This window comes from Phytohabitans maris (assembly GCF_031085175.1).
GTDB classification, from domain to species: Bacteria; Actinomycetota; Actinomycetes; order Mycobacteriales; family Micromonosporaceae; genus Phytohabitans; species Phytohabitans maris.
In genome coordinates this window covers 85,214-109,266 of record NZ_JAVHUY010000006.1, presented here as the reverse complement: position 1 = coordinate 109,266, position 24,053 = coordinate 85,214, and the positions used below count along the sequence as shown (strand labels likewise).

At 72.5% G+C, this 24,053-nt stretch carries 20 protein-coding genes and 1 pseudogene; 16 read left to right on the top strand and 5 right to left on the bottom strand.

The genetic code is table 11. The features are described from left to right. Positions 1 to 16 precede the first annotated feature (16 nt). The 6 genes from RB614_RS08040 to RB614_RS08015 all read left to right on the top strand — a co-directional run bounded on the left by RB614_RS08040 (position 17) and on the right by RB614_RS08015 (position 6,679). The gene (locus RB614_RS08040; RefSeq protein ID WP_308711748.1) at positions 17 to 517 is read left to right on the top strand and encodes a SigE family RNA polymerase sigma factor; all 501 of its coding nucleotides are present in this window, start codon (positions 17 to 19) and stop codon (positions 515 to 517) included. Next, the gene (locus tag RB614_RS08035; RefSeq protein WP_308711747.1) at positions 510 to 1,457 is read left to right on the top strand and encodes a hypothetical protein; all 948 of its coding nucleotides are present in this window, start codon (positions 510 to 512) and stop codon (positions 1,455 to 1,457) included. The genes RB614_RS08040 and RB614_RS08035 overlap by 8 nt, the downstream gene beginning before the upstream one ends. Before the next feature lie 242 nt (positions 1,458 to 1,699). Further along, positions 1,700 to 3,340 (top strand): peptide ABC transporter substrate-binding protein, encoded by a 1,641-nt coding sequence (locus tag RB614_RS08030; protein WP_308711746.1) that lies wholly within the window; start codon positions 1,700 to 1,702, stop codon positions 3,338 to 3,340. A gap of 267 nt (positions 3,341 to 3,607) precedes the next feature. Further along, entirely contained in the window at positions 3,608 to 3,874 is a 267-nt protein-coding gene (locus tag RB614_RS08025) for a hypothetical protein (protein WP_308711745.1), read from the top strand. A gap of 68 nt (positions 3,875 to 3,942) precedes the next feature. Next, positions 3,943 to 5,469 (top strand): alkaline phosphatase D family protein, encoded by a 1,527-nt coding sequence (locus tag RB614_RS08020; protein WP_308711744.1) that lies wholly within the window; start codon positions 3,943 to 3,945, stop codon positions 5,467 to 5,469. 1 nt (position 5,470) lies between these two features. Continuing rightward, positions 5,471 to 6,679 carry a hypothetical protein gene (locus RB614_RS08015; RefSeq protein ID WP_308711743.1) on the top strand — a complete coding sequence of 403 codons (1,209 nt, stop codon included), beginning with the start codon at positions 5,471 to 5,473 and terminating at the stop codon, positions 6,677 to 6,679. A 67-nt stretch (positions 6,680 to 6,746) separates the two neighbouring features. On the opposite strand, the gene RB614_RS08010 is transcribed toward RB614_RS08015, so the two are convergent. The 3 genes from RB614_RS08010 to RB614_RS08000 all read right to left on the bottom strand — a co-directional run bounded on the left by RB614_RS08010 (position 6,747) and on the right by RB614_RS08000 (position 8,998). Next, entirely contained in the window at positions 6,747 to 7,337 is a 591-nt protein-coding gene (locus tag RB614_RS08010; protein WP_308711742.1) for a DUF305 domain-containing protein, read from the bottom strand. A gap of 101 nt (positions 7,338 to 7,438) precedes the next feature. Next, positions 7,439 to 8,152: a lytic polysaccharide monooxygenase gene (locus tag RB614_RS08005; RefSeq protein WP_308711741.1), complete on the bottom strand. Its 714-nt coding sequence runs from the start codon at positions 8,150 to 8,152 to the stop codon at positions 7,439 to 7,441. 207 nt (positions 8,153 to 8,359) lie between these two features. Then, complete coding sequence (locus RB614_RS08000) at positions 8,360 to 8,998, bottom strand: TetR/AcrR family transcriptional regulator (protein ID WP_308711740.1); 639 nt, start codon at positions 8,996 to 8,998, stop codon at positions 8,360 to 8,362. A 190-nt stretch (positions 8,999 to 9,188) separates the two neighbouring features. Here RB614_RS08000 and RB614_RS07995 point away from each other — a divergent pair, with 190 nt between their 5' ends. The 8 genes and pseudogenes from RB614_RS07995 (at position 9,189) to RB614_RS07960 (ending at position 17,918) form a co-directional block, all read left to right on the top strand. Continuing rightward, positions 9,189 to 10,499 carry a glycosyltransferase family 2 protein gene (locus RB614_RS07995; RefSeq protein ID WP_308711739.1) on the top strand — a complete coding sequence of 437 codons (1,311 nt, stop codon included), beginning with the start codon at positions 9,189 to 9,191 and terminating at the stop codon, positions 10,497 to 10,499. A gap of 59 nt (positions 10,500 to 10,558) precedes the next feature. Continuing rightward, positions 10,559 to 11,467, top strand: a pseudogene (locus RB614_RS07990) (Ppx/GppA phosphatase family protein); the annotation flags it as partial. Between the two features lie 256 nt (positions 11,468 to 11,723). Beyond that, entirely contained in the window at positions 11,724 to 12,761 is a 1,038-nt protein-coding gene (locus RB614_RS07985; RefSeq protein ID WP_308711738.1) for a LacI family DNA-binding transcriptional regulator, read from the top strand. Positions 12,762 to 12,967: 206 nt separating this feature from the next. Beyond that, positions 12,968 to 14,839, top strand: a complete 1,872-nt coding sequence (locus RB614_RS07980) for a ricin-type beta-trefoil lectin domain protein (RefSeq protein ID WP_308711737.1) — start codon at positions 12,968 to 12,970, stop codon at positions 14,837 to 14,839. 136 nt (positions 14,840 to 14,975) lie between these two features. Beyond that, the gene (locus RB614_RS07975) at positions 14,976 to 15,572 is read left to right on the top strand and encodes a cadmium resistance transporter (protein WP_308711736.1); all 597 of its coding nucleotides are present in this window, start codon (positions 14,976 to 14,978) and stop codon (positions 15,570 to 15,572) included. 71 nt (positions 15,573 to 15,643) lie between these two features. After that, the gene (locus RB614_RS07970) at positions 15,644 to 15,979 is read left to right on the top strand and encodes a PadR family transcriptional regulator (protein WP_308711735.1); all 336 of its coding nucleotides are present in this window, start codon (positions 15,644 to 15,646) and stop codon (positions 15,977 to 15,979) included. Next, entirely contained in the window at positions 15,976 to 16,929 is a 954-nt protein-coding gene (locus tag RB614_RS07965) for a permease prefix domain 1-containing protein (protein WP_308711734.1), read from the top strand. Before RB614_RS07970 ends, RB614_RS07965 begins: the two co-directional genes overlap by 4 nt. Positions 16,930 to 16,943: 14 nt before the next feature. Further along, on the top strand, positions 16,944 to 17,918 hold the full coding sequence (locus RB614_RS07960) for an NAD(P)-dependent alcohol dehydrogenase (RefSeq protein ID WP_308711733.1): 975 nt from the start codon (positions 16,944 to 16,946) through the stop codon (positions 17,916 to 17,918). On the opposite strand, the gene RB614_RS07955 is transcribed toward RB614_RS07960, so the two are convergent. Then, entirely contained in the window at positions 17,899 to 19,596 is a 1,698-nt protein-coding gene (locus RB614_RS07955) for an ArnT family glycosyltransferase (RefSeq protein ID WP_308711732.1), read from the bottom strand. The genes RB614_RS07960 and RB614_RS07955 overlap by 20 nt on opposite strands. 113 nt (positions 19,597 to 19,709) lie before the next feature. Between RB614_RS07955 and RB614_RS07950 the strand changes: the two genes are divergently transcribed. Further along, positions 19,710 to 20,309, top strand: a complete 600-nt coding sequence (locus tag RB614_RS07950) for an RNA polymerase sigma factor (RefSeq protein ID WP_308711731.1) — start codon at positions 19,710 to 19,712, stop codon at positions 20,307 to 20,309. Positions 20,310 to 20,362: 53 nt separating this feature from the next. On the opposite strand, the gene RB614_RS07945 is transcribed toward RB614_RS07950, so the two are convergent. Next, the gene (locus RB614_RS07945) at positions 20,363 to 22,006 is read right to left on the bottom strand and encodes a metallophosphoesterase family protein (protein WP_308711730.1); all 1,644 of its coding nucleotides are present in this window, start codon (positions 22,004 to 22,006) and stop codon (positions 20,363 to 20,365) included. Positions 22,007 to 22,231: 225 nt separating this feature from the next. Between RB614_RS07945 and RB614_RS07940 the strand changes: the two genes are divergently transcribed. Continuing rightward, on the top strand, positions 22,232 to 23,332 hold the full coding sequence (locus RB614_RS07940; RefSeq protein ID WP_308711729.1) for a M20 family metallopeptidase: 1,101 nt from the start codon (positions 22,232 to 22,234) through the stop codon (positions 23,330 to 23,332). Positions 23,333 to 24,053 lie beyond the last annotated feature (721 nt).

The following is a 24,053-nucleotide window of genomic DNA, read 5'->3' as shown; positions in this document are numbered from 1 at the left end:
ACCGGTGGGGAGGGCGATGATCTCGTTCGACGAATTCGTGACCGCGCGCGGCCCGGCGATGCTGCGGTTCGGCTACCTCATGTGCGGCGACCGGCACCTGGCCGAGGACATCCTCCAGGAGGTGCTGGCCAAGGTGTACCGCCGGTGGGGCCGGATCGCGCGCGCCGAGCCGCCGGAGGCGTACGTGCGGCGGGCGATCCTGCACCAGTACCTGTCCTGGCGCCGCCGCCGGGCCAGCACCGAGGCGGTCGTGGCGGAGGTGCCGGAGCACCCCGACCGCGGGTTGATGGCCGACCAGGTGGCGGCGCGCGACGAGATGTGGGCGCTGCTCGGCACGCTTCCCCGGGTACAGCGGGCGGTCCTCGTCCTGCGCTACTACCTCGACCTGCCCGACCCCGAGATCGCCGACCTGGTCGGCTGCGCCCCGGCGACCGTGCGCGTACACGCGTTTCGGGCGCTCGGCGCGCTGCGGGCGCGGCTCTCGACGCACCTGACCGCGGAGGATCGCAGTGGATGACATCGAGCACCTGGTGCGCGTGACGCTCACCGACCGCGCCGCCGAGGTCGGGGCACCGGCGGACCTGGTACGCCGGGCCCGGGGCCGCGCGCGGCAGGGGCGGCGCCGCACCCAGGCGGTCGGCGTCGCGGTGGCCGCCGCGGCGGTACTGCTGGCGGTGCCCATGGCGGCGCGCCTCTGGTCCCCGGTCGAGACCTCCACTGTGGACACCGCCGCGGCGCCGGCCGTGGAGCCACCGGTGCCGCCGTTCCCGTTCGCGCCGGGGTTTTCCCCGCCCGGCTACGGTGAGCCGATCGCGGAGCTCTCCGCCGGCGTGCCCGGCCTGCGCTACGACGGCGGACCGGAGCGCTGGCTGACGGTCGCGGTCTTCGCCGACCGGCCGGCACCGCCACGCTGGGACGCGGCGCCGAAGTCGTACGGGGTGACGGTGCGCGAGCGGAAGGGGGCGCTGGAGCTGGGGCGGACCGGCTCGGCGCTCACCTGGCAGGTGGCGGACGGCCGCTGGCTGCGGGTGGAGGCCGACCGGGGGCTGACCCGGGAGGCTCTGATCGGGTTCGCCGCCGGCCTGACCCCCGGGGCGGTGCCGGTGCTGTGGCCGTTCACGTTCGCCGCCGTACCGCCCGGGCTGGTGCCCGACGTGGTGACCCGGGCGGCGGTCGCGTTCCGGCCGGCCGGCGCGGCGCCGAGCCACGGCTTCGCCGGCAAGCTCACCGTGCTGCTGTCGGAGACCGCCGAGGTGTCGCCGAGCGGCCGCGCGGTCGCGGTCGGCGCGCGTACCGGCCGGCTCGCGACCAGCCCCCGCTCCTCGGTCCTCTCCGTCGACCTCGGCGACGGGCGCACCCTCGTGGTCCAGTCGGAGACCGGGCTGGGCGAGGCGGGACTCGTCGCGTTCGCGGCGGGGATCGATCCGACCCCGGACGCCGTGGTCGGTCACGGCTGACCGCTACCGCACCCGCGCGAGGCCGTGTGCGCTGATCGCGGCCGATGTGTCCACTCCCACATCCTTGCCTTCCCGCGCGAATCGGCGACAACCCGGCGGACCGGCTCGGGCGTTCATGGAAAAGACGGCAGGGCCACCTGCACGCACAGACCCCATAACGCCCGCCCGCCGCGCCTGACACCCCCTGCGCGGCGCGGATCAGTGCGGGCTGAATCAGGAAGGGAGTCGGCAAGGTGCACACAATGCATCGGTCGAAGCGCACGATCGCGCTCGCCGCCGTCGCGACGGTGTCGCTCGTCGCGGCGGGCTGCGGCGGCGGTAGCGAGGATAGCGGCAACGACGGCGACACGGCGAACGCGTCCATCTCGGTCAACGGCACCCAGCCCGAGGTCGGCCTCGTGCCCGGAAACACGAGCGAGACCGGCGGCGGCAACGTCATCGACCACCTGTGGACCGGCCTGATCACCTACCCGCCGGGCGGCGGCGAGCCGGAGAACGCCGTAGCGGAGTCGATCGACACCACCGACTCGCAGAACTACACGGTCAAAATCAAGAAGGGCACGAGGTTCCACGACGGCACCGAGGTGAAGGCGAAGAACTTCGTCGACGCCTGGAACTACACCGCCCTCGCCACCAACGGGCAGCAGCAGTCGAGCTTCTTCAGCGACATCGAGGGGTTTACCGACGTCAACCCGGAGGACCCGGACGGCGAGGGACCGCAGAAGGCGCCCGAGCCGAAGGTACAGACGATGTCCGGCCTCAAGGTGCTGGACGACTACACGTTCACCATCAAGCTGCAGGCGCCGTTCTCCATCTTCAAGACCAAGCTGGGCTACTCGGCGTACTCGCCCATGCCGGACGTCTTCTTCCAGCAGGGGCCGGACACGTTCGGCCGCAACCCGATCGGCAACGGACCGGTCAAGTTCGTCTCCTGGCGCGACAACGTGGAGATCAAGCTGGCCCGCTTCGACGACTACGCGCTCGCTGACAAGGTCAAGGTCAAGGAGGTGACGGTCAAGCTGTACCAGGAGGACACCGCCGCGTACGCCGACCTGCTCGCCGGCAACCTCGACTTCATGCAGCAGGTACCGGTGGTGAGCCTCGCCGGTGAGAAGTGGAAGGCCGACCTCGGCGACCGGGCCCTGGCGATCGACATCCCGGTGCAGCAGATGATCACGTTCCCGGTCTACGACGCGCGGTTCAAGAACCCGGACCTGCGCAGGGCCATCTCGCTCGCCATCGACCGGGAGGAGATCGCCTCGAAGGTCTTCTTCAACACCCGCAAACCGGCCACGAACTGGGCGGCGCCGGGCACCCCGGGCACCGAGGCGTACACGTGCACCGCCTGCGCCTACAACAAGGACGAGGCGGTGGCGCTGCTGCGGAAGGCGGGCGGCTTCAGCGGCAAGCTGGTCTTCCTCTACAACGCCGACGCCAGCCACAAGGACTGGATGGAGGCGGTCGCGCAGAGCGTGCGAAACACCCTCGGCATCGACGCGGTGGCCCAGGGCATCGCGACGTTCGACACGTTCCGGCAGCGGATCAACGCGCACGAGATGGACGGCCCGTACCGGGCGGCGTGGCAGGGCGACTACCCGGACGGCGAAAACTGGATCGGCCCGCTCTACGTCAAGAACGCCGCCTCCAACGACGGCCTCTACGACAACGCCGACGTCAACCGCCTCTACGCCGAGGGCACCAAGGCGCCGAACGAGGATGAGGCGCACGCCAAGTTCGCCGAGGCCATCAAGATCGTAGACGCCGAGGTGCCGTCGATGCCGATCGTCGCGGTCTCCCAGCAGTCCGGGATCTCCAGCCGCCTCAAGCCGATCAAGACCGACTGGGTCGGCGTCATCGACCTCTCATCCGTCGAACTCAAGTAACAACGGGGGACGGCCGGGCCGTGCGACTCACCGCACGGCCCGGCCGCGAACGGCCCGGTCCGCCAGGTCGTCCCGGTGCCCCGTCTGTGCGGGCAGCTCCAGAGCCTCGCGCACGCACACCTCAAGTCTGGCGAAGGCGCGCCGAAACCGGCGCGGACCCGGCAGCGGAGGCCGGGGAAGTCGGCGAGCGCCAGCGAGCCGCCGGCCGCAGCGGTGCGGGAGCATGCGGGGTGATGGGCTGTGGGGAAGGCTCTCTAGAATCGGCGGATGGGCATCCGGGCGGCCGAGGCCGGCGACGCGGCGGCCGTGGCGGGGATCTGGCACGAGGGGTGGCGGGACGGGCACCTCGGCCACGTGCCGGAGGCGTTGGTTGCGATCCGGACGGAGGAGTCGTTCGGCGTGCGGGCGGCGCGGCGGGTGGGCGACACGACCGTGGCGGTGCGGGGCGGCGAGGTGGCCGGGTTCGTGATGGTGGTCGGCGACGACGGGCCGATCCCGGTCCCCTGCCACCGGTACGCGAAGGGCGTCGGCTGACCACGCCCGGCAAAAATCTTCATCGACGGGCCTTGTTTCGTTAATGAATAACCACCATGGTATGGACCATGAGGAACCTCTCCCGCCGCACGTTCGTCCTCGGTGGACTCGCGGTCGCCGGCGCCGCGGCGCTCCCCACGCGGCCGGCGTCCGCCGCGGCGCCGTACCCGTTCAAGCTGGGCATCGCGTCCGGTGAGCCGGCGCCGGACAGCGTCGTGCTCTGGACCCGCCTCGCCCCCTCCCCGCTCAACGCCGACGGGCAGGGTGGGATGGCCAACGCGGACGTGGTCGTCGACTGGCAGGTGTCGACCACCGACCGGTTCACCACGCTGGTCGCCTCGGGCTCGGTGACCGCGCGCTACGCCGACGCCCACTCGGTGCACGTCGTGGCCGGTGGGCTCGCGCCGGACGCCGACTACTTCTACCGCTTCCGGGCGCAGGGGCACGTCTCCCCGGTCGGGCGCACCCGCACCGCGCCGGCGGCCGGTACGTTCGGGCGCGACCTGGTGATGGCGTTCGCCTCCTGCGCGCACTACGAGTCCGGCTACTACACGGCCTACCGGCGGCTGGCCGAAGACTCGCCCGGCCTGGTGCTGCACCTCGGCGACTACATCTACGAGGATGCCACCACGGCCGGCTCGGTCCGCGAGCACCTCGGTGCCGAGATCGTGTCGCTGGCCGACTACCGCCGGCGGTACGCGCAGTACAAGTCCGACCCCGACCTGCAGGCCGCGCACGCGGCCGCCCCGTGGCTGGTCGTGCCGGACGACCACGAGGTGGAGAACAACTACGCCACCAACACGCGCGCCGACAGCAGCCCGGCGCTGACCGCGGCACAGTGGACGGCCCGGCGCACCGCCGCGTACCGCGCCTACTACGAAAACATGCCGCTGCGCCCGTCGGCCGCGCCGAGCGGCAACAGCATCCCGCTGTACCGGCGTGTCCAGTGGGGACAGTTGGCGACGTTCCACATGCTCGACACCCGCCAGTTCCGCTCGGACCAGGCGTGCGGCGACGGCTGGAAGGTCTGCGCCGACGCCGACCTGACCTCCCGCACGCTCACCGGCTCGGCGCAGGAGACCTGGCTGCTGGACGGGCTCGCGCAGCACTCCGGCACCTGGGACGTACTCGGGCAGCAGGTCTTCTTCGCCCGCCAGTACGACGCCTCCGGAGCGTCCAACATGGACGCCTGGGACGGCTACCGGGCCTCCCGCTCGCGGATCCAGCAGGGCTGGGTGCAGCGGGCGGTGCGCAACCCGCTCGTACTCACCGGCGACGTGCACCGGGCGTGGGCCAACGACCTGAAGGCCGACTACGCCAACCCCGGCTCGGCCACGATCGGCACCGAGCTGGTTTGCACCTCGATCACCTCGGGCGGCGACGGCACCGGCAGCACCACCATCCCGAACGTGGCGAACAACCCGCACCTGCGCTTCCACTCCGACCGCCGCGGGTACACGCGCACGACCATCTCCCGTACCCAGGTGCGGGCCGACTTCCGCGCGGTGCCGAGCGTGACCGAGCACGGCGCGGCGGTCTCGACGCTGCGTTCGTTCGTCATCCTCGACGGCCAGCCCGGCCTGCAGGAGGTGTGACATGTCGATCGTCTCGATCGCGACCGCCGTGATGCTGCTCGGCGTGGAGTCGGTCACCTGGTCGACCGCCAACAGCGTCGCCACCGGCGACCAGGACGTGCCGGCGATCGCGGCCAACCGCAACGGCCAGGTCGCCGTCGTGTGGGAGGACGACCGCGACACCACCGCGCCCGCCGACGACGCGCACTCCGAGATCTTCCTGCGGCTCTTCAAGGACGGCACGCCGGTGTACGAGGTGAAGCTCTCCGGCGGCGGCACCAGCGGCGTGGCCTGGAAGCACGTCACGCCCGACGTGGGCCTCGACGACCGGGGCAACGCGGTCGTGGTCTGGGCGGACGACCCGGACGGCAACGGCTACTACAACGTCCCGTACCGCGTGGTCTCCCCCACCGGCAGCGTGCTCGCCTCCGGCCGGGCCAACGCCAGCACCGACGGGCAGCAGGTCTTCCCGAAGGTGTCGGTCGACCCGGACGGGGTGCCGGGCAGCACGAGCGCGGTCGCGTTTACGGTCGTGTGGGAGGACATCCAGGGCACAAACCCGGCGACGGTACGGGCGTCCGGCTACACCGCCGCGACCACCAAGGCGTACGAGGTGGTGGCCAGCCAGACCACGGGCGACCACCGCCGGCCGGACGTGGCGGTGCTCCCCTCGGGCGAGGCGCTCGTGGTGTGGGGCAATGGGGGCGACGTCGGCCTGGTCCGGCTGGCCCGGGCCAACGGTGCCGTCACCCTGTCCCGGCGGCTGGCGAACGCGCAGGCGGGTGGCGAGCAGCAACGGCCCGCGGTGGCGGCCGGCGCGGGCGGCGACTTCGCCGTGGCGTGGGAGTCCGACCACACGGGTACGCGTGGCGTGTGGGCCCGCTCCTTCACCGCCGCCGGCACCGCGCGCCACGCCGAGGTGGAGGTGTCGTCCGGGGCGGGTGCGGTGGCGCCCGGGATCGGCATCGACGACCAGGGAAACGTGGCGCTGGCCTGGACGGTCGGCGGCACCGACCCGCAGGTCTGGATCGCCGGCCGCAACCCGGACGGCACCGGCACCGGGCGGCTCGGGGCGCAGCTGCTCAGCCAGGCCACCGCGGGGCGGCAGGAGCAGATCGCGGTCGCGGTGTCGCCCTGGTCGGAGGTGAGCGTCGCGTACACCGACGACAACGACGGCAACGAGTTCGACCAGATCATCCTGGGTACCGGGGTGACGAACTCGGACTGGTGAACCCGTGATCGAAGCTCCCGTGAAGTCGTTAGAACGACTTCACGGGAGCTTCGATCACGAGCGGGGCTCAGCCGGCGACCATCCGCAGCAGTTGCCGGATCTGCGCGCGGGTCGTCTCGTCGGTGTGCTTGGCGAGCGCCTTGACCTGCGGGTTCTGGCCGCTGGTCGCCTCCATGCGGGCAAGCTCGACGGCGCCGTGCTGGTGCCCGATCAGCATGTTGAGGAACGCGGTGTCGAACTCGGCGCCGCCGATCCGCTCCAGTTCGGCGACCTCCTTGTCACCGAGGGCGGGGAGCCCGCCGTGCGCCGCGTGCGCGCCGGCATGCGCCGTGGAGACGAGCGGCTCGCCCCACGACTCCAGCCATCCGGTGATCGTGCGGGTCTCGGTGGCCTGCGCGGTGGCCAGGTCGCCGGCCAGCCCGCGTACGTCCGCGCGGGTCGCCTTGCTCCGTCCCAGCTCCAGCAGCGCGGCGGCCGGTTCGTGGTGCGCCAGCATCATCTGCAGGAACATCACGTCCGTCGCGTTGTGCGCACCGTCCACAGTGGCCGGCAACGCCGCGGCGGCCGTGGACGGCGGCGCGGTCGTCGGCGCACCACTCGTAGCCTCCGCGCCGCACGCGGCCAGCGCGAAAACCAGGACCACCAGAACCACTCGCATGGCTCGCCTCCGCGCGCTGGCGGTTGATCAGGGAGTTTGTGGAGCGGCGCGCCGCACGACACGCCCACGAACTCCCTGATCAACCGCTGAGGGATCGGGTTTCAGCCGCAGGCGCCCTGGTCGCGCCAGACGCCCCACTCGCCGGTCGTACCCGGGGTCTCGCCCTGGGTCCACCACTGGGCCTGCCAGCGGCGGCCGTTGTGGGAGACGATCGCGCCGGCCGTGTAGACCGCTGTGGCGCTCCACGCGTTGCCGCACGCGGGGGCGGGCGGCTGCGTGGTCGGCGGTGGGTTGCCGCCACCCCCGCCGACCTGCAGGTCGACGCAGGCGTAGAACGCGTTGATCGTGTCGGCGATGTTCCACCGGGCCAGCACCGTGATCCGGCCGGTACGCCCGCCCAGGTTCACGTTGTGCGAGACGTTCGCCGCCGGCTGGCGTCCACCGTCGTCGAACACGGCTATCCGCGTACCGCCGACGAAGTACTCCCAGGTGCTGGTGGCGTGCCGGGCGGTGAGCACCCAGCTGAACGTCACGTTCTGGCCCACGGAGGTGGTCGGCCAGTTGCGGCTGTTGTCGTTGAGCACCGCGAACCGGGTGCCGCCACCGTTGCACTGCATCGAGCCCTTGGGCGCCTCGACGCTCTGCGGCTCGTAGATGATGTCGCCGCAGTCGGCGACCCGGCCCTGCGCGCACATCGCCTGCCGGCTGGGCGGCGAGGAGACGTACCCGTGCGCCTGCGCCGGCGAGATGGCCACGAAGAACGAGGCCACGATCGCGGCGACTGTCAGGAGGGGGAGGGTGATCCGTCTTCGCATGAAATCCTCCTTGTTTCGGGGGATCCGCTCGGGTTGGTGCCCATCAACATAAGGTAAACAAACCTAACAGTAAATAGGCTTAACCAAATATTTCGATGGGTGTGCTAATGCGCGCGCCGACGGCGAGCAGCGGGCGCGCCGACGGCGAGCAGCGGGCGCGCCGACGGCGAGCAGCGGGCAGCGAAGTGGCGGGCGTGCCGACGGCGGTCAGCGGGTCGCGTAGTCCCCCAGGCCGCGCTCCAGCAGGGCGAAGGCGGACTCGGCGCGCACGCGGACGTCGTCCGCCAGGCGCCGCACACCGTCGTCGGCGAGGACGCGGCGGCGCACGTACTCGATGAGCGTGCGATGGACGCCCACGAGGGCGTTGGCCGCCACGCGGGCGGTGAGGTCGTCGCCGGCCGCGCCGGTCTCCTGGGCCAGCAGGTCGGCGAGGCCGTCGGTGATGTGGGCGAGCGCCTCCTGCTCGCGGGCGCGCAGGCGAGGACTGCGGGCGATCATCTCCATCACCGAGCGGGCGCGGGCCAGCGCCTCCGCGTCGCCCTCGGCGATCCGGGCGAGCACCCCCTGGGCGCCGAGCAGGAAGCGGCGGAACGCGGCCAGCGCGGACTCCCCGGCCGCCCGCTGCCGCACCGCGTCGACGAGCTCGGCGCCGAACCCCTCCAGGCCGGAGTAGAAGAGGTCCTCCTTGGTCCGGAAGTAGTTGAACACCGTGGTCTCGGCCACCTGTGCCGCGCGCGCCACCTCCGCCACCGAGACCCGGTCGAAGCCCCGGTCGGCGAAGAGCCGCCAGGCGGTCTCGGTGATCAGCCGCCGGGTCTGCTCCTTCTTCTGCTCGCGCAGTCCCATCGCCCTCGCCCAAATCTTGAGGCAACGCCAAATTTGGGGCCACTATAACGTGGTCACCACGGTCCGGCGAGGAGCCGCGACCGGTCCCGGCGATCAGCCGGATCAGACCGGATTCCGACCGATCCTAGAGTCCGCCAACCTAGGCTCTCGATCACTGGCGCACACGGCTACCGGGAAGGGCGGGCGCACCATGGGTCGGTTCCGGCTGAGCGTCGTCGTGCCCGCGTACAACAACGCTCCCCTGCTCGACCTGACGCTGGGCGGGCTGGCGCGGCAGACCATGCCGGCCGCCGACTTCGAGGTGATCGTCAACGACGACGGCTCGCCGGTGCCGCTGGCGCCCGCCGTCGACAAGTACGCCGACCGGCTCAACGTCACCTGCGTGCGGGCCGAGCGCAACCGTGGCCGCTCGGCCGGGCGCAACGCCGGAGCGGCCCGGGCCGGCGCCGATGTCGTGGTGTTCGTCGACGCCGACACGGTGGCCCATCCGGCGCTGCTGGAGCGGCACGCGGCGTACCACGAGGGGCGCGGCGGCCGTCCCGGGGTGCTGCTCGGCGAGCGGTTCGACATCGACTGGGCCGCCGCCGGGGCGCTGCTGCGCGGCGAGTCACCCACGCCGGCGATGCTCGACGCGTACCGGGGCGACCCGCGCGACGGGCACACCGCGCATCCGCAGCACCGGCGCGACTTCGCCCGCGCGCCGTGGCTGCTCGGCTTCACCCACAACGCCTCGGTCGACAAGGCGACGTTCGACGCGGTGGGCGGCTTCGACGAGGCGATCGTCAAGTGGGGCCTGGAAGACAGCGAGCTGTTCTACCGGGTCTTCCACCACCACGGCGGCCCGCCCGACCTGTTCGCCCGCGACCCGGAGGCGATCGCGTACCACATGCCGCACTACCGCCCGACCGGCGAGCTGCTCGGCACCCTCGACAACATCCGGTACATCGCCCGCAAGCACCCGCGCTACGACTTCGAGGCGATGCACAGTCCGGCCACGCTCGGGCAGGTGATGGGGCGGGTTCGGCTCTACTCCGACGCGGTCGCCGCCTGCCGCCGGGCGGGGCTGGGGCGCCCCGCCGTGCTGCCGGCCGAGGTCCGCGCGGGGCTCACCGACCGCACGCTGATCGCCGGGTACGGGGTGTCGCGCCTCCCGCTCGGCCCGGGCTCGCACACGTTCGACCAGGACGCCCCGATCGACGAGACCAACTGGCACCGGCTGGGGCTGATGCTGCACGACTTCCGGACCGGACAGTTCGCCCAGTTCGTCCACATCGACCTGTGGCGCTGCCTCATGCCCGACGACCTCAGCCTGCTGGTGACCAAGGGGCTGCGCAAGGCCGACCGGATCGTACTGGTCGCCTCGCACGCGGCGCCGGACGCGGCGTCGATGCTGCCGGTGCCGTTCGTCGAGGACGTCGAGTACGCCGCGCGGATGCTCGAGGCCCGCTTCGACGTCGCGACCACCGTGCACGAGGAGGCGACGCTCCTCACCGTCCGGTGAGCGCGCCGGGTCGGTGCCGGCCGGATGGTTGGCGCGGCCGGCACCGGGTATCAACGCCCATGCGCATCGGAGTTCTCGACGTTGGCTCGAACACCGCCCACCTGCTGGTGGCGGAGGCGGGCGACGGGCTGCCGATCCCGGTCAGCGCGGTCAAGACCAAGCTCCGCCTCGCCGAGCGGGTCGGCCCGGACGGCCAGCTCGACCCGGCCGCGGTGGGGCGGCTGGCCAAGGCCGTGTCGGGCGCCGTCGCGCAGGCCCGCGAGATGGGCGTGCACGAGCTCTTCGGGTACGCCACGGCGGTGGTCCGCGACGCGCCCAACCGGGACGAGGTGCTCTCGACCGTACGGGACTGCTCCGGCCTGACGCTCGGGCTGCTGAGCGGCGTCGAGGAGGCGGAGCTGACGTTCCTGGCCGCCCGGCGGTGGATGGGATGGCGGGCCGGGCCGCTGCTGCTGCTCGACATCGGCGGCGGCTCGGTCGAGGTCGCGTACGGCCACGACGTCACGACCGAGACGGCGGTCTCGCTGCCGCTCGGCGCCGGCCGGCTCACCCGGGAGCGGCTGCGCGAGGACCCGCCGAGCGGGCGCGAGGTGAAGGCGCTCCGCGACTACCTGCGGCAGGAGCTGGGCGAGATCGCCGAGCGGCTGTGCTGGAAGCGGCCGCACACCGCGGTCGCCACGTCCCGCACGTTTCACCAGCTGGCCCGGCTCTGCGGCGCGGCGCCCCGGCGGCAGGGCCCGCTCGTACCCCGCCTGCTGCGCCGCAAGGACCTGCGTGACCAGCTCGCCCGCCTGGCCCGCCTGCCGGCCGCCGAGCGGGCCCGGCTGCCCGGGATCAGCAAGCCCCGCGCCCGCCAGTCGCTGGCCGGCGCGCTCGTCGCCCATACCGCGATGGACATCTTCGGGCTGCGGCAGGTGACCGTCTGCCCGTGGGCGCTGCGCGAGGGGATCCTGCTGAGCCGCCTGGAGTCCGCGTCCTGGTGGCGGGAGCGGAGCCTCGAACTGGGCGTGCGCCCGCCCCGTCCGCCGGTACCCGCCCTCGCGCGGCTGGTGCCGGAGTCGATGCCACCGGCGCCCGACTTCGCCCCGGCGGTGCCCGACCTCGCGCCACCGCCGCCCGACCTCGCGCGGGCCGCGCCCGACCTGGCCGACGTCGTACCGATCGAGGCCGCCCGCGAACGCTGAGTGCGCGGATCGACGCACGTGGCCGGTATGCTGTTCCACCATGAAACAACGCGGCGTAACACACGGTGCCCGCGTCACGGTGCGCGACATCGCGGCCGAGACCGGTCTGTCCATCGCCACGGTGTCCCGGGTGATGAACGGTCGGGCCAATGTCGCACCGCACACCCGCGATCTCGTGCTGCGCGCGATGGGCCGGCTCGGCCAGCACGTGCCACGCCGCACCGACCCCGAGCCGGCCGGCGGCGCGGTCTACGTGCGCTGCCCGTACGTGCTGACCGACTACTTCGGCATCATCGTGTCGTCGGTCGCCGAGACGCTCGAGGTGCACGGCCGGCCGGTGGTGCTCAACGCCGGTGAGGCGGCCCAGCACGCCGCGGTCCTCCCCGGCCTGGCCGGCCGGACCTCCCTGTCCGGCGCCATCCTGATCCTCCCGCCGGAGCCGGGCCAGGAGCTGGAGCGCCTGCGCGACCAGGGCTTCCCGTTCGTGGTCGTGGACCCGCGCACCCCGCCGCCGCGCGACGTGCCCGCGGTCTCCGCCGCCCACTTCGCCGGCGCCCGCCGCCTGATGACCCACCTGGTCGAGCTCGGCCACCGCCGGGTCGGCATCATCGGCGGGCCGCGGCACTGGCTGGTCACCGACCACCGCCAGGCCGGGTACGTGGCGCCGCTGGCCGACGTCGGCGTACTGCCGGTGCCGGAGCTGGTGCGGTTCGTGGTGGAGCCGACCACCGAGCACGGCTACCGGGCCGCCCGCGAGCTGCTCGACCTGGCCGAGCGGCCGACCGCGCTGGTCGCGTTCAACGACAAGATGGCGGTCGGCGCGCTCCGCGCGGCGGCCGAGCGCGGCCTGCGGGTGCCGGACGACCTGTCGGTGGCCGGCTTCGACGACATCGAGGTCAGCCGCGCCACCCAGCCGATGCTGACGACCGTGCGGCAGCCCCTGGAGGAGATGGGGCGGATGGCCGTCAACCTGCTGATCCGCCTGCTCGACGCGCACAAGCTGGACGCTCTCCACGTCGAGCTCGCGACCGAGCTCGTGGTCCGCGGCTCCACCGGCCCGGCCGGCGTTACATATTGACACTCGTTCCAAGTGGGTGTTTCATTTCCGTTACCGCCGTCGCGCCCGCCGGGTCGAGCGCGGCAGCGGGCGCTGGACCCACCCGAGGCCATCGCCGTTCACGCTCGTCCAAGGACGGTGAGGGGGTCTGACGCCGCACATCCATGTCCGGCGTCGCCTGGCGAAACCGCCAGGCGAGACGATCCCTACGCGAGGGAGATCCCTTCATGCCCAGAGCGCTCGCCGCCGCCGCCACCCTTCTCGCGGTCGCGGCTGCCGGCGTCGTCCTGTCGCCACCCGCGCACGCCGCCGGCGAGCAGGTCAACGTCTGGCTCACCACCACCTCCGACAGCGGCGGCCGCAACGTCACCCGCGGCCTGCAGCAGCAGGCGGCCATCGCCTTCGGGCCGGCCGGCGGCTCGGCCAACCAGACCATCACCGTGAACGAGAACGTGCGCTACCAGACCTTCGAGGGCGGCGGCGCGTCGATCACCGACACGACGGCGTACCTCTTCCGCGGCGGCCCGATCAGCGCGGCCACCCGCGACGCGGTCATGCGCCGCCTCTTCAGCCCGACCGAGGGCATCGGGCTGTCGTTCGTCCGCAACCCGATCGGCGCCTCCGACCTCTCCCGCCCCGGCAACGTCTCGCTCGACGACACCTGCTGCGACCTGAACGACTTCGGCGCCAACGGGTACGACACCAACGTGCGGCTGCTGACCCAGCAGGCCAAGCAGATCAACCCGGCGCTGCGGGTCAAGGGCGTGCCGTGGAGCGCCCCCGGCTGGATGAAGGACAACGGCCGGATGGACCAGATGGGGTGGCTGCGCGCCGAGTACTACGGGTTGTACGCCCAGTACCTCGTCAAGTACGTGCAGAGCTACCAGGCCGCGGGCGTACCGGTCGACTACGTCTCGGTGCAGAACGAGCCCAACTGCTGCCAGGCCGGCAACCCCACCGCGATGAACTACCCCGGCATGAGCTGGAACGCCTCCGGGCTGATCGAGCTCACCAAGAACCACCTCTTCCCCGCGTTCCGGGCCGCCGGCATCACCACCAAGGTGCTGGTGCACGACTGGAACTACGGCGACTACGGCCAGATCGGCCAGGGGATCCTCGCCGACGCGGCGATCCGCAACGACCCGCTCTTCGGCGGCATCGCGTGGCACGGCTACTTCGGCGACCCGGCGGTCGGCACGCAGGTGCGCAACCAGTACCCGAACGTGCGCCAGTTCTCCACCGAGCACTCCGGCGGCACGTGGGTCGGCAACCAGCACAACGAGGACCTGAACGACATCGTCAACTACGCGCGTAACTGGAGCGGCAGCCTGGTGAAGTGGAGCCTGGCGCTCAACCAGAACATGGGCCCGCACAACGGCGGCTGCGGCACCTGCACCGGCCTGGTCACCGTCCAAGAGGGAGGGTCTCGGGCCGGCCAGGTGGACAACACGATCGAGTACTACACGACCGGCCACCTGACCAAGTTCGTGCGGCCGGGCGCGCAGCGGATCGACTCCAACAACACCGCCGTGCAGAACGTGGCGTGGCGCAACACCGACGGTTCCAAGGCGCTGATCGCCCACAATGGAGGCACCGGTTCCCAGTCGGTCCGGGTCAACTGGGGCAACCAGTCCTTCACGTACACGCTGCCGGCCCGCACCACCGCGACGTTCACCTGGACCGGCACCCAGTCCGGCGGCGGCGGTGGCGGCGGGAGCACCGGCCAGATCACCGGCCTCGCCGGCAAGTGCGTGGACGTGGCCGGCGCCTCGACCGCGAACGGCGCGGCGGTCCAGCTCTACGCCTGCAACGGCACCGCCGCGCAGCAATGGACCCGCGGCACCGACGGCACGATCCGCGCGCTGGGCAAGTGCCTGGACATCGCCGGCCCGAGCACGGCCGACGGCGCGCAGACCCACCTGTGGGACTGCCACGGCGGCGCCTCGCAGCAGTGGACGTACACGGCCGGGCGCGACCTGACCAGCGTGTACGCCAACAAGTGCCTGGACGTCACCGGCAACAACTCGGCCGACGGCACCCGGCTGCAGATCTGGACCTGCACCGGCGCGGCCAACCAGAAGTGGAACGCACCCGCCTGAGAGGTACCTCGATTGGCGGGCCGCCGCTCCTCGGCGGCGGCCCCGGGGCGTGCACCGGCGCGGCGACCGGCGCACGCCCACCCGGGAGCCGGCGCCACCCGGGGTGCCGGCTCCCACTGTGTACGCTGGCTCGATCATGGCTGGGCCGCTCGGGACGGTGGGCGCCGCCGCGGGCGTCTTCGCGGGCACCAACGTAGACGACCTGATCGTCCTGACCGTGCTCTTCCTCTCCGCCCGCGCCGGCGGCAAGCCGAAGGTGTGGCACGTCTGGGCCGGCCAGTACGCGGGCATCGCGGCGCTCGTCGCCGTGTCGGCCGCCGCCGCGCTGGGCCTGACGGTCGTGCCCGACCGCTGGGTGGGGCTGCTCGGCCTGGTGCCGATCGCCCTCGGCGTGCGCGGGCTGGTCGCCGCGCTCCGCTCCCGGTCCTCCGGCGGTGAGGAGCCGCCCGTGGTCGCCGGCGGCCCCTGGTCGGTCGCCGCGGTGACGATCGCGAACGGCGCCGACAACATCTCCGTGTACACGCCGATGCTCCGCACGATCGGCCTGACCGCGAGCCTGGTGACGGTGGCGGTCTTCGCGGTGCTGGTGGCCGCCTGGTGCGCGGCGGGCTCCTGGCTGGGCTCGCACGGGCGGGTCGTCGCGCTGGTCCGCGGCTACGGCCACTGGCTGGTCCCGGGAGTCTTCGTCCTCATCGGCACGGTGATCGTCCTGGAGTCCGGCCTCCTCTTCTGACGAGCCGGATGATGACGAGCCGGATGATGTGCGTCTTGCGATAGTGTGTGGCACACAGTACCGTGTGACGCATGCTCGACGACGAACTGCTCTCGACGCACCTGCAGGAGCTGCGTCGCGGCACCGTCGTGCTCGCCTGCCTGCTGATCCTGCGCAAGCCCAACTACGGCTACGCCCTGCTCGACCTGCTGGAGCGCAGCGGCTTCGCCGTGGATGCCAACACGCTGTATCCGCTGCTCCGCCGGCTGGAAAAGCAGGGCCTGCTCACCAGCGATTGGAATACCGACGAGTCCCGGCCGCGAAAGTTCTACCGCACCAGCGACCTCGGTGAGGAGCTCGCCCACACGCTGAGCCGCGACTGGGACGAGCTGCACGCCGCGTTCCGCACCCTGAAGGGCGAGCCATGACGACGTCCACCACCCCCACGCTCACCGATCGCTACATCGAGGCCACCCTCCGCCGCGTGCCGAGCCGGCAGCGGCCCGACATCGAGCGCGAGTTGCGGACGTCGATCGCCGACGCGGTCGACGACCGGCTCGAGGCGGGTGTCACGCCGGCGGAGGCGGAGGCGGCCGTGCTCACCGACCTGGGCGACCCGGCCCGGCTGGCCGCTGGCTACGCCGACCGCCCACTGCACCTGATCGGCCCCGCGTTCTACCTGGAGTACACGAAGCTGCTGCGGGTCCTGCTGGTCACCGTCGTGCCCGCCGTGGCGGCCGGGGTCGGGCTGGTGCGGGTGCTGCTGGAGCGAGACGCGTCCACAGTGGTCGGTGACGCGGTCGGCGCGGGGTTCACGGCCGCGCTGCACGTCGTCTTCTGGACCACGGTGCTCTTCGCGATCGTCGAGCGGGTCCCCTCGCCAAAGCTGCCCACCCGGCGGTGGACGCCGGACGCGCTGCCCGAGCCGGTGGGCCGCCGCACGCGATACGCGGAGCTGATCGCCGAGACGGTGGCGATGGTGGTGTTCACCTCGTTCATCCTGATCTCCCCGGTGCTCCGCTTCCAGACGGACGCCGACGGCGACGCGATCGGGCTGCTCGACCCCTGGCTCTGGGACAGCGGCCTGATCTACGCCTTCCTCGGCCTGCTCGTGGTCAGCCTGGGCCTCTCCTTCGCCAAGTACTACGTGAGCCCGAGCATCCCGCTGGCGATCGGTCGCGCGGCGGTCGAACTCGCCACCGGCCTGACGCTCATCTGGCTCGCCGTCAACGACCGCATCCTCAACCCCGCGTTCGTCGAAGCCGCCGGCTGGTCCGCCGGCGCCTCCCGGTGGACAAACGGGATCATCGTCGTCATCTGCATCGGTTCGCTGGTCAGCGCCGTCGTCAACGGCCTGCGCGACTACCGCCGGCGCTGAAGGGAGACACACCGATGAAGGCCATCGTCTACGACCGCTACGGCCCGCCCGAAGTCCTGCGCTACGCGGACGTGGAGCGCCCCACCGCCGGCGCCGGCGAAGTGCTCGTCCGCGTGCGGGCCGCCTCCCTCAACTTCGGCGACCGCGCCGCGATGCGCGGAGAGCCGGGCGCGATCCGGCTCGCCATGGGGCTGCGCCGGCCGCGGGCACGGGTCCTCGGCCGGGCCGTCGCCGGCACGGTGGAGGCGGTCGGGCCCGGGGTGACCCGTTTCCAGCCCGGCGACGGCGTGTTCGGCGAGGTCAGCCAGAAGGGCTTCGCGGAGTTCGCGGTGGCGAAGGAGAAGCACCTCGCGGCCAAGCCCGCCGAGGTGTCGTTCGAGCGGGCGGCCACGCTGCCGGTCGCGGCCAATACCGCGCTGCAGGGCATCCGCCTCGGTCAGGTCGGCGCCGGCACGCGCCTGCTGGTCAACGGCGCGTCGGGCGGGGTGGGCACGTTCGCGGTGCAGCTGGCGAAGGCGGCCGGCGCGCACATCACCGCGACCTGCGGCGGGCGCAACTCCGACCTGGTCCGCTCGATCGGCGCGGATCGCGTGGTCGACTACACGATCGACGACGTCACGCGGGGCGGGTCGACCTTCGACGTCGTGCTCGACCTGGTCGGCGACAAGCCGCTGGCCGCGATGCGCCGCGTGCTCGCCCCCAAGGGGATGTACATCGCGTCGTTCGGCAGCGGCGGCAAGGTGCTCGGCCCGATGCCGCGGCTGCTCGGCCTGATGGCGCTGGCGCCGTTCGTGTCGCACCGGCTGCGCCCGCTGCTCGCCACGCCAAAGGGCGACGAGCTCGCCGAGCTCGGCGCGATGGTCGCGGCCGGCACGCTCGACCCGGTCATCGAGCAGACCCGCCCGCTGAGCGAGACCGCCGACGCGATCCGCTTCGTCGAGGAGCATCACGCCCGCGGCAAGTTCGTGCTCACCGTCGATAGAGGGTGATCGAGTGTCCCACCGTGTCGATCGGCTCGCTCGTGCGGATCAGCTCCGCGAGCGGACCCGTGGCCTTGGCCGCGGAGCTGTCCGAGACGACGAGCAGCCCGCGCACCTCCCCCGCCGGCACGGCCAGCGGGTCGGACGACTCGATGCCGTACCACGACGGCACGCCGCTGCCCTTGTAGACCAGCCAGACCCGCTCCCCCGCGTACCGCTCGCGCAGCCGGTCGGCCAGCCGCCCCAGGTCCTGCCCCCAGTCCACATTGGAGTCGTGCAGGTGCTCGTGGGTGCGGGCCGGGCCGCCGAAGGCCTCGTTCGAGTACGGCAGGTAGTACGGAAACGTGCGCAGCGAACTTGCCGCGACGAGGAGCACCAGCACCGCCGCGGCGACCCGGGCCGCCGTCGCTCGGCGCTCGCGCCCGGCCCCGGGCCAGCGCCACCGCACGGCGGTCAGGGCGGCCGCGGCGACGGCGAGGAAGACCGGCACCACCAGCGCGTAGCGGGTGCCGAAGTCGCGCGCCCCGGTCATCGCCACGCCGAGCAGCACGGCGGCCGGCACCAGCACGTAGGGCGCGGCCGCCCGCAGCCGGGGCACCGCGAGCAGCGCGACCGCGCCGGCCAGCCACAGCGCGATGGCGCCGAGCGGCGACTTCACCAGCAGCGCGGCGGGCAGGTAGTACCAGCGGCCGCCGCTGTAGAGCTCGCCGAAGAGGAAACCGCTCCACCGCGAGTCCTCAAAGCCGAACTGCATGCGCAGCCCGTCGCCGTACGGCTCGGGAAACGGCAGCAGACGCGCCACCAGGCCGCGCCAGCCGCCGGTGGCCGGTACGTCCGGCGGCGGCACCCACTCCAGCCGCGGGTCGACGGCCAGGTAGGCACCCCAGACCACGGCGACCGCGAGCAGCGCCGCGCCGGCCGCGGCGGCCACGCCCCAGGCCGCGCCGCGCCAGGTCCGCCCGGCCGCCGACCACACCGACAGCAGGATCAGCAGGAGCAGCACCGGTACGGCCGGGAGAGCGCTCATCTTGGTGGCCAGCGCCGCCCCGAGTGCCAGCCCGGCGAGGGGCACGTAGAGCCGGGGGCGCTGCCGCGCCCGCCACGCCAGCCACACCGAGGTGAGCAGAAAGCCGACCACGGGCAGGTCGAGCGTGGCGAGGGAGCCGTGGGCGATGACGTCGGGCGAAAAGGCGTAGAGGCTCAGCGCGACCAGCCCGCCGGCCGGGCCGGCCACGTCGCGGGCGAAGGCGAGCACCACCAGCCCGAAGAGCAGCGTCAGCAGGATCACCGGCAGCCGGGCGAGGAGCATCAGGCGCCACGGGTCGTAGCCGGACTCGTAGAGCAGGTGCCGGCCGAGTGCGGTCTGGTCTCCGGTGAAGGCCGGGTCGACCTCGGCGCCGGAGAGCGCCAGCCCGGCGCCGATCACCAGCTTGCCGAGCGGCGGGTGCTCCGGATTGTAGCGGAGGCTGTGCTCCTGGAGCTGCCAGACGGCCGTGCCGGCGTAGACGGGCTCGTCGATCGTCGGGGTCTGCTGGCTGGCCGCGGTCACCATCGCGACCGCCATCTGGCCCAGGATCACCGCCACGACCAGCGGATACAGCCACCGCCGGCGGCGCCCCAGCACCGCCGCCACCCGGCCCTCCCGGGGCTCGGTCGCGGTCGCGGGCGGTGCCGCGGTCTTCGTCATCGTCACAAGGTTCACACTCCCTGAACGGTGATACGGGCGGGTCGGCGTCATCTGTTCAAACAAATCCGGCGCGAGAGGCGGAACCGATCGGGGGTCCGGTGCGACCAGGAAGCGTGACGAGGACCGCGGTAGAGGAGCCCCAGGCGGGCGGAAGCGCCTTGGCCGACTTCGGCGCGGCGTATCGGGCGCACTACGACGCCATGATCCGCCTGGCGTACGTGATAACCGACAGCATGGCGGCGGCCGAAGACATCGTCCAAGAGGCGTTCGTCGAGCTGTACCGGCGCTGGCCCACGGTCCGGGACCCGGAGAGCTGGCTGCACACGGTGGTGGTCAAGCGATACCGGTGGACCGCCAACGAGGAGATGGTCGCGACCGTCGCGTGTGGACCCGCGTGGTGCACCGGCTGGACCGTCGGCGACCAGGCCGCGATCCAGGACCTCGACGGCGGCGGCTACATCCCGCTGAAGGAGAAAGGTAGCCTCGATCCGGCGCTGGAGGGGCGCCTCGCGATCGGATCCCTGGGCGGGCGAGACGTCGTGTGGGACCGGGGCAGCGGCCGGGCCGCGGTCATCGAGCACACGGCGAGCACGCGCAACGGGTTCGCCGACGACCGGTACTTCTACGAGTCCGCGGACCCGCGGTCGCCGGTGCGGGTCTGGACCGCCCCGGACGGCACGCCCACGATCCTGGACCTGAGGCGGCTGTGGTGAGCATGGCTCCGGCCCCGCCCGTGGGACCTCGGGCGGGGCCGGAGCGGCGGCGGTCAGCGGCGGGTCGCCGGGTTGGCTACCTCGATCTCGTTGATCTGCTCGCCGGTGAGCACGTCGAACGCGCGCACGATCGTACGGTCGTCGTACACGGCGACGGTCAGCACGGCCGGCGACTCGGGCCGGTCGGTGGCCGAGTCCTCGTCCCACGGGTTGTCCGGGCTCGGTGCGAACTCCATCGCCAGCGCGCCCGTGTTGATCGCCGTGTAGCCGTCCTGGTGCCCGCCGTCCACGACCACCCGCGCCGACCAGTCCCGGCGGTACGGCGACCAGTGGGTGTGGCCGCTCAGGTAGATCACGTTCGGGTACTTGCCGATGATCTTCTCAAGCTCGAAGTCGCGCGGACCGTTCTCGTAGAAGTCGCCGTACGAGCCGGAGACCGTCCACTCGAACGGGTAGTGGCGCATCACCAGCACCTGCTTGCCCTTCGCCGACCAGTAGGCGAGGCGCTCGATCAGAAACGCCACCTGCGCGTCGCTGATGTCCTGCTTCTCGTCCTCGGGGACGTTCCCCTCCTCGCCGAGGACGACCAGCGGCACGCCGCCGATGACCTTCTCGTAGTACGGCTTGGTGATCTCCGCGCCCCACTGGTTGGCCCACGTGACGTAGTTGTCCACCTGCTGCTGCTTGGTCAGCACCCGGCTGCGCACGTCGTGGTTGCCGATCGCCGGATACACCGGGGGCAGCTTGTGGCCCTCGAACGCCGCGCTGACCTGGGCGTACTCGTGCACCTGCTGCTCCTGGGTCGCCTCGCGCGGCCCGGAGATGATGTCGCCGTCGAAGAGCAGCGCCTTCGCGCCCGGCGCCTCGCGGCGGAGCAGGTCGAGCGCCCCGTCGGTGTACGGCAGCCCTTCCACCTGGATGTCGCTGAGCACCTGGAGCATCACCGGCTTGGCGTTGCTGGAGAGCGCCGGCAGCGGGGTGCGGATCAGCACGTCGTCGACCGCCCAGTACATCTGCGGGCGGTTGCTGCTGTACCCGAAGCGGAACACGGCGGTGCGCGCCCCCGACGGCACCTTCACCCGGATCACCTCCTGGCCGGAGATGACGTCCTCGCCGCCGTTGGCGCTGGTCCGCGCGGCCGAGTAGCGGAGGATCTCCGTCTCCGCGCCGCCGTCGAACGCCACCGTCACCCGGCCGACCGCCTTGTGCGCCTGCCGGTAGTGCGAGGAGAAGACGAGCTCGATCGCCTTCCGGCTGTTGAGCGGCACGGCGGGGCTGACCAGCGTGCTGTTGACCGGGTGGTCGCCGTCGACGGTCGCGCCCTTGGCCGCCGCGACGCCGTTGTCAGCGACCGCGATCACCCCGCGGGAACGGGAGAACTGCTGGCGCCCGTCGAGAAAGCAGCGCTGGTCCAGCGGCTGGTCGTTCTCCGGATCGCAGCCCACGCCGGCCGGAGCGGCGGTGGCAAACCAGTCGTCCCGTTGGGTGAACGTCCAGCCGCGCCAGCCGGCCGGCGTACCGTCGGTCTGCACCGACCACGCCGAGCTGGCACCGTCGAAGTCACCGCGCCAGAGCGTCTTCTGCCCCGGCTGCGCTTGTCCGGACCCGCCGGCCTGCGCGGCCGCGGTGGGCAGGAGCACGAGCGCCGCCGCGACGGCGGCCAGCGCGAATCGGGTCCTGGGTACGGATTTGGCCATTGCGTCTCCCTGACTGAGCGGACGAGTCCAGCGGTCGCCGTGGAGCAGGCTGGCACCGCGGGTAGCCACACCCTGGCGACGTTGATCAAATCGCGGATGAACGCCGCGCGCTGGCCGGATGATCTTCGGCCGTCGGGCGCGCCGGCATCGCTCGTTCCCGCCCTCCGGTCCCAAAGCCGCGCCGGCCTTCGGCCGTGGTTACCCGCCGTCGGGCAGGATGGTTTCGTGGAGCTGGATGGCTTTCTCGCCGCCGCCGAGGAGCTGCTCGCCGTGCCGTCCACCGCGGACCGGCCGGAGGAGCTGCGGCGGGCGGTCGAGTTCGTGGTCGACTTCGTCGGGCCGGGCTTCCGGGTGGAGTGGTTCGAGTCGAGCGGGGTGCCCAGCGCCCTGCTCCACCATGGACCCGGCGAGCGGCGCGACTTCCGGGTCGTGCTCAACGCGCACCTCGACGTCGTACCGGCCACGCCGGAGCAGTTCCGGCCGAGGCGGGAGGGCGACCGGCTGTACGCGCGGGGCGCCCAGGACATGAAGGTCACGGCGCTGGCCCAGGCGCTCGCGTTCAAGGAGACCGCGGCCGCACTGCCGTACCCGCTGGCGCTCCAGCTCGTCGCCGACGAGGAGGTGGGCGGGCGCGACGGCACGCGGCACCAGCTGGAGCGGGGCGTCACGGCCGGCTTCGTCGTGATCGGCGAGCACAGCCGGCTCGACATCGTGGCCGACTCCAAGGGGCTGGCACACGCCCGGCTGCACGCGACCGGCCACAGCGGTCACGGCGCGTACCCGTGGCTCGGCGACAACGCCCTGCTCAAGCTCGTCCGCACGATCGACCGGCTCACCGAGCGCTACCCGGTACCGGCCGCGGAGGCGTGGCGCACCACCGTCAACGTGGCGCGGATCGAGACGCCCAACCGGGCGTTCAACCAGATCCCGGGCGAGGCCGAGGCGTGGCTCGACATCCGCTTCCCCACCGAGGACACCGACTGGGCCGGCGCCGACGCCGGACGGATCACCGCGCACCTGGCCGCGTTCTGCGAGCCGGGCGTCACCGTCTCGGTCGACCACGTGGACGCCCCGCACCACGCCGACCACGACCGCCCGGAGATCACCCACCTGCGCGCCGCCGCCCGCGAGGCCGGCTACGACGGCGCCTTCCTCTACAAGCACGGCGCCGGCGACGGCCGCTTCTACTCCGCCCGCGGCATCCCCGCGGTCGCGTTCGGCGTCGGCGGCCACGGCCAGCACGGCCCGCACGAATACGCCGAGCTCTCCACCATCGCCCCCTACCACGCGGCGCTCGTCTCCTTCCTCCACCGCCTCGCCGCCTGACACGCGCGCCGCCGCGCCGGCAGAAAGACCAATCCCAAAGAAATCGAGCTACCGCGACGCCCGCGGTGGTCCAGACCGTTGCTCCCGCGGCCTCACCCTCCGCGGCCGGCGATCTCACCCCGGCCCCTGCGGGGAGCCGCCGGCCGTCCAGGCGTCCGTGCGTCCACGACACCTCACCACCGCGCCGCCGCCGGGCGGACGGATGTGCGTGCGCGGGAGCCTCTGGAGCTGCCCCGTCTGTGCGTGCGACCGCACAGCTTCCCCGCACCCGCCGTGGGCGGTCAGCGCGGACCTCGTCCCCGGTCGGGCTTGTGCCGCGGCGCCGGCAGCGGAGGCCGGGGAACTCGGCGAGCGCCAGCGAGCCGCCGGCCGCCGCGGTCCCCGCGGGAAAGCACCCCAAGAAAGCGCTCCGCTGCGCTCCACGTTTCCCCGGGGACCCCGCGCATCCGGCCCACAGCTGGGGCGGACCGGGGCAAATCGCGTCCGAAGGAACGCTGCGACGCGCCCGACGCTGATTCCGAAAGCAGATCTAGAACGTTTATGGCTCTATATCAGCCCTAAACGTTCTAGATCTGCACGACGGCGGGCGACGTTGCGAGGCGACGCCTAGCCGTGCTCCTCGGCCGGGTCGTCGCGGTGCCCCGTCTGTGCGGGCAGCTCCAGAGCTTCGCGCACGCACACCTCGGGTCCGGCGGACACCGCGGTCAAACCCGCGTGGAGC

Excerpts from the sequence above, each read along its gene's own strand:
- RB614_RS07985 (WP_308711738.1), top strand. The coding sequence starts at position 11,724 with ATGAAACAACGCGGCGTAACACACGGTGCCCGCGTCACGGTGCGCGAC.
- RB614_RS08025 (WP_308711745.1), top strand. The coding sequence starts at position 3,608 with ATGGGCATCCGGGCGGCCGAGGCCGGCGACGCGGCGGCCGTGGCGGGG.
- RB614_RS08010 (WP_308711742.1), bottom strand. The coding sequence starts at position 7,337 with ATGCGAGTGGTTCTGGTGGTCCTGGTTTTCGCGCTGGCCGCGTGCGGC.
- RB614_RS08000 (WP_308711740.1), bottom strand. The coding sequence starts at position 8,998 with ATGGGACTGCGCGAGCAGAAGAAGGAGCAGACCCGGCGGCTGATCACC.
- RB614_RS07945 (WP_308711730.1), bottom strand. The coding sequence starts at position 22,006 with ATGGCCAAATCCGTACCCAGGACCCGATTCGCGCTGGCCGCCGTCGCG.
- RB614_RS07980 (WP_308711737.1), top strand. The coding sequence starts at position 12,968 with ATGCCCAGAGCGCTCGCCGCCGCCGCCACCCTTCTCGCGGTCGCGGCT.
- RB614_RS07995 (WP_308711739.1), top strand. The coding sequence starts at position 9,189 with ATGGGTCGGTTCCGGCTGAGCGTCGTCGTGCCCGCGTACAACAACGCT.
- RB614_RS08015 (WP_308711743.1), top strand. The coding sequence starts at position 5,471 with ATGTCGATCGTCTCGATCGCGACCGCCGTGATGCTGCTCGGCGTGGAG.
- RB614_RS08020 (WP_308711744.1), top strand. The coding sequence starts at position 3,943 with ATGAGGAACCTCTCCCGCCGCACGTTCGTCCTCGGTGGACTCGCGGTC.
- RB614_RS07975 (WP_308711736.1), top strand. The coding sequence starts at position 14,976 with ATGGCTGGGCCGCTCGGGACGGTGGGCGCCGCCGCGGGCGTCTTCGCG.
- RB614_RS08040 (WP_308711748.1), top strand. The coding sequence starts at position 17 with ATGATCTCGTTCGACGAATTCGTGACCGCGCGCGGCCCGGCGATGCTG.
- RB614_RS07970 (WP_308711735.1), top strand. The coding sequence starts at position 15,644 with ATGCTCGACGACGAACTGCTCTCGACGCACCTGCAGGAGCTGCGTCGC.
- RB614_RS07960 (WP_308711733.1), top strand. The coding sequence starts at position 16,944 with ATGAAGGCCATCGTCTACGACCGCTACGGCCCGCCCGAAGTCCTGCGC.
- RB614_RS07955 (WP_308711732.1), bottom strand. The coding sequence starts at position 19,596 with ATGACGAAGACCGCGGCACCGCCCGCGACCGCGACCGAGCCCCGGGAG.
- RB614_RS08030 (WP_308711746.1), top strand. The coding sequence starts at position 1,700 with ATGCATCGGTCGAAGCGCACGATCGCGCTCGCCGCCGTCGCGACGGTG.
- RB614_RS07965 (WP_308711734.1), top strand. The coding sequence starts at position 15,976 with ATGACGACGTCCACCACCCCCACGCTCACCGATCGCTACATCGAGGCC.
- RB614_RS08005 (WP_308711741.1), bottom strand. The coding sequence starts at position 8,152 with ATGCGAAGACGGATCACCCTCCCCCTCCTGACAGTCGCCGCGATCGTG.